Source organism: Pleomorphochaeta naphthae (assembly GCF_055396005.1).
In genome coordinates this window covers 2,194,962-2,210,226 of record NZ_AP042457.1, presented here as the reverse complement: position 1 = coordinate 2,210,226, position 15,265 = coordinate 2,194,962, and the positions used below count along the sequence as shown (strand labels likewise).

Annotated in this window: 17 protein-coding genes; 16 read left to right on the top strand and 1 reads right to left on the bottom strand. The window is 28.3% G+C overall.

Features of this window, described 5'->3' with window-relative positions:
• Positions 1-32: 32 nt before the first annotated feature.
• From ACZ5SO_RS10130 to ACZ5SO_RS10120, 3 genes are read left to right on the top strand one after another with little or no spacing between them, the layout of a single operon-like run.
• Positions 33-890: a carbohydrate ABC transporter permease gene (locus tag ACZ5SO_RS10130; protein ID WP_464624393.1), complete on the top strand. Its 858-nt coding sequence runs from the start codon at positions 33-35 to the stop codon at positions 888-890.
• Positions 891-892: 2 nt separating this feature from the next.
• Complete coding sequence (locus tag ACZ5SO_RS10125; protein ID WP_464624392.1) at positions 893-1,723, top strand: carbohydrate ABC transporter permease; 831 nt, start codon at positions 893-895, stop codon at positions 1,721-1,723.
• Positions 1,720-3,315: a glycoside hydrolase family 66 protein gene (locus tag ACZ5SO_RS10120; protein ID WP_464624390.1), complete on the top strand. Its 1,596-nt coding sequence runs from the start codon at positions 1,720-1,722 to the stop codon at positions 3,313-3,315. The genes ACZ5SO_RS10125 and ACZ5SO_RS10120 overlap by 4 nt, the downstream gene beginning before the upstream one ends.
• Before the next feature lie 206 nt (positions 3,316-3,521).
• On the opposite strand, the gene ACZ5SO_RS10115 is transcribed toward ACZ5SO_RS10120, so the two are convergent.
• On the bottom strand, positions 3,522-3,947 hold the full coding sequence (locus tag ACZ5SO_RS10115; RefSeq protein ID WP_464624388.1) for an Rrf2 family transcriptional regulator: 426 nt from the start codon (positions 3,945-3,947) through the stop codon (positions 3,522-3,524).
• Positions 3,948-4,110: 163 nt separating this feature from the next.
• Between ACZ5SO_RS10115 and ACZ5SO_RS10110 the strand changes: the two genes are divergently transcribed.
• From ACZ5SO_RS10110 to ACZ5SO_RS10050, 13 genes are all read left to right on the top strand, one after another.
• Positions 4,111-4,407 (top strand): putative quinol monooxygenase, encoded by a 297-nt coding sequence (locus ACZ5SO_RS10110; RefSeq protein WP_464624387.1) that lies wholly within the window; start codon positions 4,111-4,113, stop codon positions 4,405-4,407.
• 20 nt (positions 4,408-4,427) lie between these two features.
• A complete protein-coding gene (locus ACZ5SO_RS10105; RefSeq protein ID WP_464624386.1) occupies positions 4,428-4,970 on the top strand; it encodes a nitroreductase family protein in 543 nt (180 codons plus the stop codon).
• A gap of 167 nt (positions 4,971-5,137) precedes the next feature.
• Positions 5,138-5,656, top strand: a complete 519-nt coding sequence (locus tag ACZ5SO_RS10100) for a nitroreductase family protein (RefSeq protein ID WP_464624385.1) — start codon at positions 5,138-5,140, stop codon at positions 5,654-5,656.
• 164 nt (positions 5,657-5,820) lie between these two features.
• The gene (locus ACZ5SO_RS10095) at positions 5,821-7,110 is read left to right on the top strand and encodes an ABC transporter substrate-binding protein (RefSeq protein ID WP_464624384.1); all 1,290 of its coding nucleotides are present in this window, start codon (positions 5,821-5,823) and stop codon (positions 7,108-7,110) included.
• Between the two features lie 27 nt (positions 7,111-7,137).
• Positions 7,138-8,037, top strand: coding sequence for a carbohydrate ABC transporter permease (locus tag ACZ5SO_RS10090; RefSeq protein ID WP_464627847.1), 900 nt, complete (start codon positions 7,138-7,140; stop codon positions 8,035-8,037).
• Positions 8,027-8,860, top strand: coding sequence for a carbohydrate ABC transporter permease (locus ACZ5SO_RS10085; protein ID WP_464624382.1), 834 nt, complete (start codon positions 8,027-8,029; stop codon positions 8,858-8,860). Before ACZ5SO_RS10090 ends, ACZ5SO_RS10085 begins: the two co-directional genes overlap by 11 nt.
• An 8-nt stretch (positions 8,861-8,868) precedes the next feature.
• Positions 8,869-10,212 carry an FAD-dependent oxidoreductase gene (locus ACZ5SO_RS10080; RefSeq protein ID WP_464624381.1) on the top strand — a complete coding sequence of 448 codons (1,344 nt, stop codon included), beginning with the start codon at positions 8,869-8,871 and terminating at the stop codon, positions 10,210-10,212.
• Entirely contained in the window at positions 10,209-11,204 is a 996-nt protein-coding gene (locus ACZ5SO_RS10075) for a LacI family DNA-binding transcriptional regulator (RefSeq protein WP_464624379.1), read from the top strand. Before ACZ5SO_RS10080 ends, ACZ5SO_RS10075 begins: the two co-directional genes overlap by 4 nt.
• Before the next feature lie 130 nt (positions 11,205-11,334).
• A complete protein-coding gene (locus ACZ5SO_RS10070; protein ID WP_464624378.1) occupies positions 11,335-12,300 on the top strand; it encodes a tocopherol cyclase family protein in 966 nt (321 codons plus the stop codon).
• A gap of 210 nt (positions 12,301-12,510) precedes the next feature.
• Positions 12,511-13,176 carry a diacylglycerol/polyprenol kinase family protein gene (locus ACZ5SO_RS10065; protein ID WP_464624376.1) on the top strand — a complete coding sequence of 222 codons (666 nt, stop codon included), beginning with the start codon at positions 12,511-12,513 and terminating at the stop codon, positions 13,174-13,176.
• 216 nt (positions 13,177-13,392) lie between these two features.
• Positions 13,393-13,818, top strand: coding sequence for a MarR family winged helix-turn-helix transcriptional regulator (locus tag ACZ5SO_RS10060; RefSeq protein WP_464624374.1), 426 nt, complete (start codon positions 13,393-13,395; stop codon positions 13,816-13,818).
• Complete coding sequence (locus ACZ5SO_RS10055; protein WP_464624372.1) at positions 13,811-14,581, top strand: pirin family protein; 771 nt, start codon at positions 13,811-13,813, stop codon at positions 14,579-14,581. The genes ACZ5SO_RS10060 and ACZ5SO_RS10055 overlap by 8 nt, the downstream gene beginning before the upstream one ends.
• Positions 14,582-14,653: 72 nt before the next feature.
• Positions 14,654-15,223, top strand: coding sequence for a nitroreductase family protein (locus ACZ5SO_RS10050; protein WP_464624371.1), 570 nt, complete (start codon positions 14,654-14,656; stop codon positions 15,221-15,223).
• Positions 15,224-15,265 lie beyond the last annotated feature (42 nt).

The following is a 15,265-nucleotide window of genomic DNA, read 5'->3' as shown; positions in this document are numbered from 1 at the left end:
TTTTTCCCTACCAAATATTTTAAGGATTAATAATGAAAAAAAGAATTGATGGAATTCAACTCATGAGTATTCCTGCAGCCTTGTTGTACGGAATTTTTTTTATCATTCCTCTTATGCAAGGAATAAGATTAAGCTTTACTAATTGGGATGGAATGGGAAAAGCTAAATTTGTTGGCTTTTCTAATTACATAGATTTTTTTAGTGACTCAAGAGCTTTAGGGGATATAAAAACAACAGTTTTATTTGCTTTAGGCAGTGCCTTATTTTTAAATCTAGTAGGCTTAGCATATGCCCTTTTAATGAAGAATAAGTTTAAATATCAAGGACTAGTTAGAGTTGTAATTTATCTTCCTTCAATAATAAGTCCTTTAATAATGGGATATATCTGGTATTTTTTACTCCAACCTGGAAGAGGTTTTATATATAGAGCAGCTGAAGTTTTTAATAATCCTATCAGTTGGAATTGGATGAGTAAATATTCTTCAACAATTATAATGCTAGTTATAGTAAATGTTTGGCAATATGCTGGGATGACAATGATTATTTATTTAGCTGGATTACAGTCTATAGCAAATGAAATGTATGAATCAGCACATATTGATGGGGCTTCAAGATTCCAGATATTCAAGAAAATAACAATTCCACTACTAGTTCCATCAATACGAATTAACGTAGTAACAAATATAATAGGATCTTTGTCTGTTTTTGATATTATTATGTCTCTTACAGAAGGTGGGCCTGGATATTCAACTGAAAGCTTGAGTATATACATTATGAGGATGTGTTACGGTAATAAAACAGGTTATTCAACAGCAGTTGCCATGATTTTATTTCTATTAATTTTGATTCCGGTTTTATTTTCCTTTAAGTTTACTAAATCAAGGAGTTAAAAGTGAAAGAAGTAAAAATAAATAAAATAATGAAAATAATAATTATTGCAGTCATATGCATAACTTGTTTATTGCCTTTTTATGTGTTGATTATTCTTTCGTTAAATGATCCAAGTAAGCTATTTTATCAAGGCAATATGTTTGTACCTGATTTACATTTTGAAAATTACATAGAAGCTTATAAAAAATCAAATATAGGTAGAGCTATGTTCAATTCAGCAGTTATTACCTTTGGATCCCTTAGTTTATCTATAATCGTTGGAGGAATGGCGGGGTATTCTATCGCTAGAAGAGCAAGTAAATTCAATTATATCTTATTTTCAACATTAATAGGTTGTATGATGATTCCAGGGATAATTAATACAGTACCACTATATACATTGATGAGAAAAATTCATGGAGTTGATACTCTTTGGGGAATGATTTTTGTAACTTCAACACTGTCATTACCAACTTGTGTATTTATATATACTACCTATATTCGAGAACTACCAAAAGAGTTAAATGAAGCTGCAGAAATAGATGGATGTACAGGGCTTTCTGCCTTTTGGAAAATTATATTTCCACTGTTAAAACCTGCAACAGCAGCTTTTGTAATATTAAATGGATTTGGAATATGGAATAACTATGCCCAAGCAGTATTTTTCTTACAAAGCAACAAAAAACATAATGTTCCACAAGCTTTATCTGTATTTTTTCAACAGTTTGCAGGAGCAAAATGGCATTTAGTATCTGCTACGGCCACTATAGCAATTATACCAGTAGTTGTCGTATTTCTAATATTTCAAAAGCAATTTATGAGTGGATTAGCTCAAGGAGCAGTTAAAGGATGATAAATTATATATATTCTGATAAAGCGAGTTATACAACAAAAGAGCCAATATATCTAATAATTGAAAGTAATATAGAAAAAGTTATCTGTGACATAGAGATATATAATTTAGAAAAGAAAGTACAATCTTTTAAAGTTAACCTTAAGCTGGGTACAAATAAAATTAACATTGGTTTATATGAAAAAGATCTTTCAGGTTATTTAATAGTTGTTAAATGTGATAATAAAATATATACAACAGCATTTTCTATAGATTCAAATAATTCAATAATTCGCTATGGTTTTTTAAGTGATTTTAATAAAATGGATGATAATTTTGATATAAAATGGCTTAATTTAAATCATATAAATTATGTGCAATTTTATGATTGGTCATACCGACATGATAATATGGTTCCACCAGTAAAAACCTTTAAAGATGCAATGGGTAAAAATAACAATCTAGATGTAATAAAAAACAAGATAAATACTTGTAAAGGCTTTGGTATGAAACCAATGGGGTATGGACCAATTTATGCTGCAACAAAAGAATATTATTTAACGCACAAAGATCAAGCTTATTATCAGAAGGGAAAAAGGCCATTAACATTTATAGATATCTTTTACTTTATGAATATAGAAAATGAGCAATGGGTTTCCCATATAATTGAAGAATATAAAAAAAGTATTGAGAAGGTTGGTTTCTTAGGCATACATTTAGATACATATGGTTATCCTAAAAGAGCTTTAGATAGTTATGGAGAGGTAAAATATCTAGATTATGAAATACCGAAATTTTTGGATAAGGTATCTAAAAAATTATTTCCTCATTCTTTGATATTCAATAACGTAGGAGCTTGGCCGCTAAAGAAATTAAATAATAAAAATCAAATAGCAACATATATAGAAGTTTGGCCACCATATGAAACATTTTATCACTTAAAAGAGTTAATTAATAAAGCAAAAAACTTATCAAAGCCGGTTGTTTTAGCAGCATATTTGCAAAGTTTTAGATTAGATAGAGATAGAGCTTTCTATAATGCACTATTAGTTAATTTCTTTATTAATTCACAAGGTGCTACTCATCTATTTTTAGGAGAAGAAAAGTGTGTGATAACTCAAGGATATTATTGTGATTATTCACATTTAGAAAAAGATGAAGCAAAAATACTTAAACATTATCAAGACTTTTATGTAATGTATCAAGAATTATTATTTGATGATTCATTAAAAGATGTGACAATGACCCATTGTGGTTGGGATAATGAAGAATATCAAATCGAAGGAAATTATTCACTTACTTCTCAACCAAACAAAATTTCTGTAGTTTTAAGAACAAACGGCAAAAAACATTTAATTTGTCTACTAAATTTAGAAAATAATGATGAAGTGTGGAACAAAGGTAAAAACGAGCCATCTTTAAGTTCACCTTTACTAGTAAAAATTCAAGTTTTTAAAAATGTTGAAAATGTTTATTTTGCTGATCCTGATACAAATTTAGGAAGAGTTCAAAAGCTAAAGTTTTCTCGAGTAACTGGAAAAAGAAGTGATATTATTGAAGTTGAGATTCCCCATTTTAAAGTTGGTTCTATACTATGGTTAGAGGAGAAATAATTTAAAATAGGATTAATGAATATATTATTTAACAAATTGAGATGAAAAATAGCAATATAAGAAGTCTTGTATTAATAAGTAAATATTAAAAAAACACAAATCGTAAATATGATGAGCTACTAGTTAATTAGTAGGCTTTAAATAATTTGGGATTTTGTGATAAGAATTGAAAAAAGTAAAATAAAAATCTGGATCAATTTAGACAATTAAAAGAACTCTTTTGTTTCTTTTAATAAGTCTTGTAGTGTTGTATTTTTCATTTCATTAAACATCGCCATTTGGATTTTAGTTAGGTGGGCATCTAAGATAGTGTGAATATTTTTTCCAATGGGACATTGGCAGTTTGGATTTTCATGAAAATTAAAAAAATCATTACTAATAGCTTCCACTGCATTGAAGATATCATAAAGATTTATGTCTTTTGGTTCTTTTTTTAGATATGCACCACCAACACCAGCTTTAACTTCAACAATCTCAGCTTCCTTAAGTTGCCCTAAAATTTTTCTTATAATCACTGGATTAGAATTAGTGCTATGAGCTATAAAAGTTGATGTAACTTTTATTTTATCTGAAAATGTTGCAATACATAGCATTGTATGAATTGCTAGTGTAAAGCGTTCTGTTATTTGCATTATATTATTCTCCAATTTTTGGTAAATCTTTTACTTTTTTTGTACAAAGGTAAATAAAATATTTTTTTGTTGTAACCATTGACATTACAACGATGGTTGTGTTAGTTTGGTTGTTGTAATGATTCTTGTTACAACATACTACAGATAAAAGGAAAAATCAATTATGGAAGATAAAATACTTTCTTTAGTCGTAATTCTTAAGACAAAAGAAGAGAAGAGGGATTTTGTTAAAAATGAAGTATCAAAAATAGTTCCTATAGTACTAGAAGAAGATGGCTGTATTAATTACGAGTTTCATCAAGATATAAATGATGAAAACACCTTTATATTTTATGAAAATTGGGCAACTTATGAAGCGTGGCAAAATCATGTTAATAGTGAGCATATGAAAAAATACTCAAAATTAACTAGTGATTTTATTGAAGATAAGAAATTATATCAATTATCTAAATTATTTTAATAAAATTCAGGAGTAAGAAAATGGAAGCTATAGAACTAATAAAAGGACGTAGAAGTGTTCGTAAATTTAAAGACGAAAAGGTAAGCAAAGATGTTTTAAACAAAATTATTGATGCTGCACGATTTGCTCCATCTTGGGGAAATTTCCAAATTGCTAGATACACTTTTGTAGATGATGAGGCAGTAATTAAACAGTTAGCAGAAGATGGTGTTAATGATTTTGTTTATAACATAAGTACTCTAAAAAATGCTAAAGGTGTTGCAGTTTTAAGTTTTGTAAAAGGTAAAAGTGGAAAGCTTGGTGGTGAAGAATATGCTACTAATAAAGCTAATGTTTGGGAAGTTTTTGATGCTGGTATAGCATGTCAAACTTTTTGTTTAGCAGCTCATGCCTATGGAGTTGGTACTTGTATAATGGGTGTTATTAATGATGAATCAATTTCTAAAATAGTAAACTTAGATGATGAAGAAACTGTTGCAGCTTTAATCGTTTATGGATACCCACAAGAAGAAGTTGCACCAACACCAAGAAAAAAAGTAGAAGAATTAGTTCGCTTTATTTAGCAATTTAGTTTAACGAATAATCTATTTAATATGAGAAAAGTATTTAATAAAATTGATTGTAATTTATATTATTTTTTAACTGTGCTTGATTAAGTTTAGCAATAGTTAGATAATTTGTGAATAACAAAAAAGATATTAAATACTTTTTATAGATAGAGGAGGAGTATATGGAATTCTTTGAAGTAATAAAAAATAGATATTCATACAGAGGTGAATTTACCTCTAAAAAATTAAGCGATGAAGATATAAATAAAATATTAAATGCTGCATTAGCAGCTCCTGTTGGAATGAAGGTTCAGACCTCTTCATATGTTGCTATAACAGATAAACAAATTATATCAGATTTAAGTAAAATAATTAAAGGAAATGGAATAGCAACAGCACCATTTGTTTTAGTTTTATTAACAGAAAATCTAAGTGGTTTTTCATCCATGAATTTTGAAGTTGAAAACTATAGTGCAGCCTGTGAAAATATTTTATTGAGTGTAACAGCTTTAGGTTATGCAACAGTATGGACAGACGGTATTTTGAGAGCAAAAGAAGTTAATGATTCAGTTAGATCATTGTTAAAAGTGCCTAAGAGTAAAACAATACGAGCCGTTTTACCAATTGGGGAACCAAAAAATCCTACTGGGCCAAAAGAAAAAGATAAAATAGAAGACCTTGTAGTTTTTAATCATTTTTAAAAATTTTAAATTGCATAATACATTTTTCATTCCACAGTGCTTAAAACATTGTGGAATTTTTTACTCTAAAAATGCTTTAAATTTATTTAAAATTTAAATTTGACATATAAAAAAAACGATGATAATATTTGATTAAACGATTAATCATATAAAAGGAGATTGATATGAAAAAGAAAATTGTATTATTGCTAGTTTTTCTATGCACTTTTGGCATGGCCTTATTTGCTAGTGGGGCTAAAGAAGAAAAAAGTTCAACAGATCAAAGTGAAGTTAAAAAAGTTGAAATGAAAATATCAACATGGACGAGTAACAAAGATCAAATAGCTCTATTAGATTCTTTTGTCCAAGAATTTGCTCAAAAGAAGGGAATTGAAATTGATTGTGAATTTGAAACAATAACTTTTGCAGAATACACAACAAAACTTTCTATGGAATTACAAGGAAATGAAGCTCCTGATGTATTTTGGGTATTAGAAACTACAGCTCCAACCTTTGTATCATCAAATTTACTAGGTGATTTAACCCAAGCTTTACAAGAGTATGACTTTTCTGATTTTTCACAATCAGCAATGACTCTTTGGCAAAAAGATAATAAAGTTTTAGGTATCCCATTCTCAACCTCTCCTTTCTTTATTCTATATAACAAAGATTTATTCAAAGAAGCAGGTCTTGATTTACCAACACAAATGCAAGCAGAGGGAAATTGGACTTGGGAAAACTTTAGAAAAATTAGTAAAATTATAAAAGATAAAACAGGAGTATATGCATATCAAACACCTGATGGAGCAGGTTATGATTCAAGAATTTTACACACACTTGTACCAATAATTAGATCTTATGGCTCAGATGCATGGACTGATGATAATGAAATTCTAATTAATTCAGATGAAAGTGTTGAAGCTGTTACTTTATTCCATAATATGATTTATCAAGATGGATCAGTAGTCCCTCCAGGAAACCAAAGTGATTTCTTTGCAGGTGATGCAGCTATGACAATGGGACAAATTTCAAGAGTTTCTAAATTAGAAGGAGCATCTTTCGATTGGGGAATAATTTCAGTTCCAGCTGGACCTGCAGGACAAGTTCCAGTAATTGGACAAGCTGCAATCTGTTCAAATGCTAAAAGTAAAAATGGTGAGTTAGCAAATGAACTTGTCGCTTACATGACAAATAAATCTTGTGTAGAGAGAATGGCTGGAATTTGGCCACCAGCTAGAAAATCTGTACTTAATTCAGATACTTTCCTAAACAGTAATCCATCAGTAAGTAGTGAAGAAATGCAAGAAGCAGTAGCATTCTCAATTAATACAGGAAAAGTTCTTCCATCTCATAAATTATATCCACAAATTGATGTTGAGTCTAAAATGGTTTGGGATAAGTTATGGAATAAAAATGCAAATGTAGAAGATGTTTTAGATCAAGTTGCACAAGTTTATTCTAAATATATTAAGTAAATAGGATTCAGGGCATTTATTATGGAGATGAAAACATTGATTAAAAAAAATAAAAGAAAACAAAATTTAATTGGTTATTTTTTTATTGCACCACAAATGCTTGGGTTTCTGTTCTTTGTAATGATGCCCTTGATATCAATATTTATTTTTTCTTTTCAAGAGAAAAATTTACTTTTTGGAACTTCTATATTTAGTGGATTTGATAATTACAAGAATTTAATTGAAGATCCACTATTCTTAAAAACTTTAAAGAATACCTTCTTATTTTCTTTAGGTGTTGTTCCTATAAATTTAATTTTTTCGTTAATTCTAGCTTTATATCTCGGTAAAGCTAGAGTTGAAACCTTTTACTTAAAAACAATAGTGTTTTTACCAGTAGTTACAAGTGGTGTTGCCTGGGCAATTGTTTTTAAGTACATACTCCAAGGTGGAGTAGATGGCCCATTAAATTACTTTTTATCATTAGTTGGTATAGAAGGACCAAATTGGCTTAGAGATGTAAGATGGGCAATGTTTAGCGTAATAATTACAAGAGTTATTAAAAATTTAGGAATGAATATATTAATATTTCTTGGTGCTGTTTTAAATTTGCCTAGAGACGTTCTTGAAGCATCTAGAATAGATGGGTGTAATACATTTTCAATGTTTTTTAAGATAAAATTACCATTGCTTATGCCTTCTGTATTGATGGTAATGATTGTAACGGTTACCGGCTCGATGAGAGTTTTTGATACAATTAAACTAATGACTGATGGAGGACCAGAGGGATCTACAATGGTTATTGTTTATTATATTTATCATCAAGCGTTTAAAATGTTTAATACCGGCTATGCTAGTGCAATTTCTGTTGTTTTATTTGCAATAGTTTTAATCTTGACCCTAATACAATGGAATGTTAGAAGGAAGGTATCTTATTATGAAAACTAATAAATTGGTCTCATATATATTTAGAGCTCTTCTTGCAGTTTTATTAACAATAATATTTGTGTATCCCTTTTGGTGGATGCTAGTAAACTCATTGAATAATCCTGCAGATATTTTTGGAAAACCTTCTTTTTTACCAAAAGCTTGGAAGTTTTCAAATTATGTTGAAATTTTTAAAGTACAACCTTTTGGTAAACATTTTATAAATACGATAATAGTAGCAACAGTTGGGACAGTTGGCAATATTATTTTTTCAGCCTTGAGTGGATATGCTTTTGCAAGAATTAATTTTAAAGGAAGAAATTTTTTCTTTATTTTATTATTAATGGCCTTAATGATGCCAATCGAAGTAATTATTATTCCTTTATATACACAGATGTCTGCATTAAAATTAACAGATAGCTTTATTCCATTGATGTTAATTCCTATCTTCTGTTCTCAAGGAGCTTTTTCTTCCTTTATGTTTAGGCAGCATTATATAACAGTACCAAGGGAACTTGAAGAAGCAGCAACTCTAGATGGGCTTGGAACATTTGAAATATTTAAAAAGATAATGCTTCCAATTTCAGGACCAATTATAGCATCTGCTGGTATATTAGCTTTTTTGTCTATATGGAATATGTATCTTGAACCTTTAGTTTTTATAAGCAGTTTAGATAAATTTACTTTACCTCTGTCTCTTGCCAATTTTAATGATACTTATGGACTTCCTCAGTGGCATTTGCAACTAGCAGCTACTTCCCTTTCAGTAATACCTATAATGGTTGTTTATTTAGTATTTCAAGAAAAAATTACAAATGCAATGGTTAATTCCGGTTTAAAATAGGAGAGAATATGAAATATGATGTTGTCATTGTTGGTGGTGGAATCGCAGGTTCCATTGCAGCAATAGCAAGTGCCCGTATGGGTGTCAAAACACTTTTAATTGAAGAAAAAGGGTGTCTTGGTGGTTCTTTAACTACCTCAGGTACAGGACCTATGATGACTTTTCATGCAGGAAAAGAACAAGTTATAAAAGGGATTACAGATGAAGTAATACAAAATTTAGTTAAAAAAGGTCTCTCTGTAGGCCATATAGTTGACACAACAGGTTACACATATACAGTTACCCCCTTTGATAGTGAAGGTTTAAAATATGAACTTGAATCAATGGTTATAGAATCTGGAGCACAAATACTCTTTCATAGCATTGTTTCAGATATTAAGGTTAACAATTCTCTTCTATCTAGTTTAGATATAATATCTTGTGGAAAACATTTTGAAGTTAGTGCAGATGTTTTTATTGATGCAAGTGGAGATGGAGATTTAATATACCAGCTTAAAATTCCTTTTACTCAAGGAAGAGAGATAGATGGTAAAGATCAACCTATGAGTATGAATATGAAATTATCAAATATTGATATTGATACTATAAGGGACTTGATGGATAAAAACGTTGAACTCTTTCCTTTTTTAAAAAATAAACCAGGAATAGAAAAAAAGGCTAGTCGTATATCCTGTTCTGGATTTCAAGAAATAATGAAAAAAGGAATAGAATCAGGAGAATTAACATTTGATAGAGATATCGTATTATTTTTTGAAACCAATACAAAAAATGAAGTAATTGTAAATATGAGTAGGATAAATAATTTAAATCCTGTAGATCCCCTCGATTTATCTAAGGCAGAAATTGAAGGCAGAAAACAAGTTTGGCAATTATATTATTATTTAAAAAAACATATTCCTGGTTTTCAAAATGCAATATTAATCACAACAGGACCAAATGTTGGAATTAGAAGTTCAAGAAGACTAATTGGTAATTATACTTTAACAGTTGATGATATAATAAGTGGTAAAAAATTTGAAGATGGAATTTCGGCATGTGGATATCCAATAGATATACACTCAAGTGATGGAGTTGAAACAAATACTACTTTCCTTCTTGACGGCATGTGGTATACTATTCCTTATCGATGTTTAATAAATAATACTATTAAAAATGTTATAGCTACAGGACGATTAATTTCTTGTACTTTTGAAGCTCAGGCCTCTTTAAGAGTTTCACCAAGTTGTGGAGCTTTAGGTCATGCAAGCGGAGTAAGTGCTGCTTTGTCAGTAAAAAATAAAATATTACCAACTGACCTTGATGCAAAATTAATCAGGAAAGAGCTAAAATTACAAGGAGCTTTTTTAGATTGAAGGACAATAAACGTGTAACAATTCAAGATATTGCAAACGAAGTTAATGTTTCATATGCGACAGTATCAAAAGTTTTAAGTGGAAAAATTGGTGGGAATATAAGAGTTAGCGAAGCAACTAAAAATAAAATAATCGAAGTTTCTACGAGATTAGGATATGTTCCAAATCATATGGCAAGAAATTTAAAAAAGAATAATCTTTCATTAATTTCAGTATTTACATATGAAGATATGAGTAAACATGAAATACAGCAAGAATATTTTGAATTTTATATTGGCGTATATTTACAAGGTGAAAAATTAGGATTAGATGTATTATTTTTAAATACTCGCAAAAATATATCCTCTTCATCTCGCGTGACCTTATCTTCTGGAGCAATAATGATTGGTGTGGAAAGAGATGATAGTGATATTAAAGCTTTAGCCTCTAGAAATTTTCCTTTAGTTTTTGTTGGTAGAAGAGAGATTCCTGGCATAAAAACGAACTGGGTTAGTTTTGATTATAAGACAGTAATTTTAGAGATATTTAAATTATTAAAAGAAAGAAATGTAAAACAACTTCTATTTATTAATTCTGTAAATCAAGCAGAACCACATGCTGATAAACAAAAGTATCTTTTTTATTTTGCAAAATTATTTGAAATTTCTGTTTCCGTTTTAAATTTAGGTAATTCATTAAATATTGATAAAGAACAAGAGAAAATATTAGATAATTTTGATTACTATATTGTAGATCGAATTTGGCAACTACCTGCTATAAATCAATATTTATCAAAAAAAGCCTATACATTGGGAAAAGATAAATTTGGAATAGTAATGGAAGATGATTGGCTTAATGAGAATAAATGGACATGTTGGGAAAATAAAAGACAAGAATTAGGAGCACTCGCAACAAAACATTTATATTCTATTTTAAATAAAAAAGAACTGCCATCTCAAAATTTAGTATCTTTGAAATTAGTTTTTAGAGACAGCTTTAGATTAGAAAATTAAGAAATTAAAATAAAAAGTATCACTTATAAAAACTATATTTTTTGTTGTTTTAAAGTAAAATAACTTACTACCTTGTCTTTACATATGTTAAACTTAAAATAAGATTTCCAATTTCATAAGGACAACTTAAGTGAATAAACATTACAATAGAATTTTATTTCAAGGTAGTAAAAAAGCTAAAAATAAAGAATATTTTGAAGGTTGGTACTTTAAAAACGTTAATAATACATCTACTTATACAATTAGTGTAATACCTGGAATAAGTTATAATAAAGTTGATCCTCACTGTTTTATTCAATTTATATCTTGTGATGATAAAAATAATCATTTTACCCAATATTTTAGGTATCCTTCATCAATGTTTGAATTCTCATTATCCCCATTTCAAATTAAAATAGGGAAATCTATTTTTAATGAGTTTTCTATATTTTTATCTCTTGAGAGTCCAAAGTTGAAAGTTGAAGGAACATTAATATATTCAAAATTAACGTATTTAAAAAAGACTTTTTTAAATCCTAATATTATGGGATATTTAAGTTATATACCTAAATTAGAGTGTAACCATCATATAATAAGTATGGGACATAAGATAAAAGGGTCTCTACTGCTTAATAATGAAAAAATCAATTTTGATGATGGTATAGGTTATAGTGAAAAAGATTGGGGGAGTTCTTTCCCAAGTGAATATATTTGGATCCAGTGTAATAATTTTAATCATTCTTCAATTAAATTAGCTCTTTCGGTAGCTAGAATTCCTTTTTTAGGCTTTTCTTTTAGGGGCTTTTTTTGTTCTCTTTTTATAGATCAAAAAGAATATAGATTTGCAACTTATAATAGAGCAAAACTAAAAATTGATAGTGCAAGTGAAAAATATACAAGTATAAGCTTTAAAAAAGGGGACATCACCTTGGATGTAATAGCTAATATAGATGAAGTTCAATCTCTCTCTTCACCCAAAAAAGGAATTATGAATCAATCAATTAAAGAAGGTCTTTCAGCTTCAGTGTCAATTTTATTTAGGGATTTACAAAATAATTTAGAAATCAATTCATTAGGTAAAAATGCAGGTGCAGAAATAATGATGAGAGTAGATTAAATATTCATTGAAGCTTTTTATTTATATTGATATGATGTGCTATCGTCAGTTGGTTAAATTATAAATAGTAAAAATTTGTATATAAATTAAGTCTATTCTGTTTACCTAAGTGATAGTAAAAAAAGTTTATGTCAGATAATTGTTTTTCAAAGTTTTGAAACAAAAATTATTCTACAACAAAACTAAAAAAAATAAATTAAAGGGATACAAATGGCAGGATACATAATATCCTTTAGTTTTGTTTCTATTGTTATATTAATAGCTACAATACTTGGAAAGTTTGGAAAAGTTAAAATTGAAGGAACAAGAAAATTAGTACATATAAGTGTTTCGAATTGGTGGTTTATTGCAATGTATTATTTTGTAAACCCAATAGAAGCCTCAGTAGTACCTTTTTGTTTTATAATAATTAATTATCTTTCTTACAAGAAGCAATTATTTGCAGCAATAGAAAGAGGGGAAGGGAAAAAAGATCTAGGAACAGTTTATTATTCAATTTCTTTGTTTATACTAGTTCTATTATCTTTTTCACTTAACAAACCTGAGGTTGGTTTACTTGGAATATTAATTATGGGATATGGCGATGGTTTTGCCGCTTTGGTTGGTAAAAAATGGGGAACGAAGCCTTTATTCTTAAATAAAAATAAAACATTTGAAGGTAGTCTCACAGTTTTTATATTTTCAATAATAATTACTTTTTCTGTTCTAAAATATTATTATCCATTTATTTCTATAAATCTATGTCTTATTATAAGCTTAATTTTGGGAGTTTTTTCATTTTTAGTTGAAGCTCTAACCCCAAATGGTTTTGATAATTTAACATTACCTTTATTAACAAGTGGTGTGTTTTATTATATAGTACAATATTTAATTTAATAGAGTTTTCTAGCTATATATCTTTTATCAAATCATAAATGTTAGAAGTGTCTAAGCTTATTTTTATAAAGTGTTTAATAATTCTCGATATTATATCATGAATAAATCCTTATTTTTAAAGAAATGGGTAAAATTCATATCTTAATATTGACAATAAAAATTAATTAGGCTAATCTAACTCTAGTTAGAGATATTTAAAATTAAAAGGACTCCTATTTGATAAAGAAAGAAATGAAACTGTTTATAGCTTTAAATGCAACTGTAAATAGTTTAACAAAAAAAACACATAAAATAGTAACACAATATGGACTTACATTGTCTCAATTTGCTGTTCTAGACGTTTTATATCACAAAGGGGACCTTTCGGTTGGAGATGTTCAAAAGTTGATTTTAAGTAGTAGTGGAACTATTGCTATAATAATAAAAAATTTAGAGAAGAATAATTTAATTAAAAAGCTTCAAGATGAAGGAGATAAAAGAAAGTATATCTTAAGGCTTACAACAAAAGGAGCATTTTTAATTGATAAAGTTTATCCAAAACATGAAGATAATATTATTTCTTCAATTAGTGTGCTAAACTGTGAAGAACAAGACTGTGTTCTAAAAAGTTTAAAAAAAATTACAGGATATAAAAATGATTAGAAAAATCGATGAGATAGTTAGAGATAATAACTTAGGGGAGGGTAAAAAAGTTAGTATGTATAAAGTACAAGATAAAAAAACATACTATGATTTTTATTCCCTTCTGATGTTAGATTCTATTGATACTAGTTCATACCAAGAATATAAAACTGGTTATGCTGCAAATCCCCAAAGAGGAGTAGAAACAATAAATTCTATTAAGACAGGGTTTTTGTCACATAGAGATTCTATAAAAAATGGTGATTTTGCTGATGATGAACAATGGGTGACTACAGGTTCTGGAATATTGTTTGAAGAAAAATCATCAGAAGTATGTATTCTTAACGGAGTTCAACTTTGGCTAAATTTACCAAGAGATATTAAAATGGCACAACCAGAATACCACAGTATAAAAAACAATTATGTAAAAGAGTTTTCGATAAATGATGGATTAGTTCAATTATTAAAAAATGAGTACATGACTAATCAAGGCTCATCTAGTAAATATTGGCCTGTTGATTATCATATAATCCATTTATGTAAAGAAAATAAAATTAAAATTGATACTAATGAAGACAAGATAGTGGTTATGTTTTCGTTTAAAGGTCAGTTTAAAATTGATAAAGAAATAGTTGAAGAGAAAACAGCTATAAAATTAACGGAAGGTAGCTTCATAGAAATAGAATCACTTTCAAAAGATATTGAAATATTATTGTTAAGCACCTATGGACAAAAACAACCCATGGTTTGGGGTGGTCCAGTAGTTTTAAATAATATTAGATAATAAATGTTATATATTATTAACGTTTATTTATTTAGAGACAGATTATGATTAATAATCAAAAGGAAAAAAGTTGTGAAAATTATAGACACATTACAAGAAAGAAGATCTTACTATGACATATCTAAAAAATTGCCAGTAGAGGAATCAGAAGTTTTTGACTTTATCAAAAAAGCTACTGAATTAGTTCCTGATGCATTCAATATGAAAAGTTCAAGAATTGTAGTAGTAACAAAAGAAAATCAAGATTTGCTTTGGGATAAAATATATGATAAATTCCAAGGTCAAGTTCCACGAGAGAAAATTGATGGTTTTAAAAATGGGTATGGAACTATTTTATATTTTATTGATAGTTTAGTTTTAAAAGCCTTAGAAAAACAATTTCCAGTATTTGCTCCTAAATTTATAGGATGGGCTGAACAATCAGCTGGAATGTTACAGCTTTCAATTTGGAGTGGTTTAAAAGAATTGAATATTGGTGCATCTTTGCAACATTATAATCCAATTATAGATGATGTTGTTATGGAGCTATTTGATGTACCTGACAATTATATTTTAAATGCTCAAATGCCATTTGGTGGAATAAATTCAGAGCCAAAACCAAAAGAAAAAGAAGATATTTCTAAAAGAGTAAGATTTATATAATTAATATAAATTAATATTATTTAGGATACAAAAAAATTATCT

Bases quoted from the DNA above. Each gene is read 5' to 3' on its own strand.
- ACZ5SO_RS10130 (WP_464624393.1), top strand. From the start codon at position 33: ATGAAAAAAAGAATTGATGGAATTCAACTCATGAGTATTCCTGCAGCC.
- ACZ5SO_RS10120 (WP_464624390.1), top strand. From the start codon at position 1,720: ATGATAAATTATATATATTCTGATAAAGCGAGTTATACAACAAAAGAG.
- ACZ5SO_RS10115 (WP_464624388.1), bottom strand. From the start codon at position 3,947: ATGCAAATAACAGAACGCTTTACACTAGCAATTCATACAATGCTATGT.
- ACZ5SO_RS10110 (WP_464624387.1), top strand. From the start codon at position 4,111: ATGGAAGATAAAATACTTTCTTTAGTCGTAATTCTTAAGACAAAAGAA.
- ACZ5SO_RS10105 (WP_464624386.1), top strand. From the start codon at position 4,428: ATGGAAGCTATAGAACTAATAAAAGGACGTAGAAGTGTTCGTAAATTT.
- ACZ5SO_RS10100 (WP_464624385.1), top strand. From the start codon at position 5,138: ATGGAATTCTTTGAAGTAATAAAAAATAGATATTCATACAGAGGTGAA.
- ACZ5SO_RS10095 (WP_464624384.1), top strand. From the start codon at position 5,821: ATGAAAAAGAAAATTGTATTATTGCTAGTTTTTCTATGCACTTTTGGC.
- ACZ5SO_RS10090 (WP_464627847.1), top strand. From the start codon at position 7,138: ATGAAAACATTGATTAAAAAAAATAAAAGAAAACAAAATTTAATTGGT.
- ACZ5SO_RS10085 (WP_464624382.1), top strand. From the start codon at position 8,027: ATGAAAACTAATAAATTGGTCTCATATATATTTAGAGCTCTTCTTGCA.
- ACZ5SO_RS10080 (WP_464624381.1), top strand. From the start codon at position 8,869: ATGAAATATGATGTTGTCATTGTTGGTGGTGGAATCGCAGGTTCCATT.
- ACZ5SO_RS10065 (WP_464624376.1), top strand. From the start codon at position 12,511: ATGGCAGGATACATAATATCCTTTAGTTTTGTTTCTATTGTTATATTA.
- ACZ5SO_RS10055 (WP_464624372.1), top strand. From the start codon at position 13,811: ATGATTAGAAAAATCGATGAGATAGTTAGAGATAATAACTTAGGGGAG.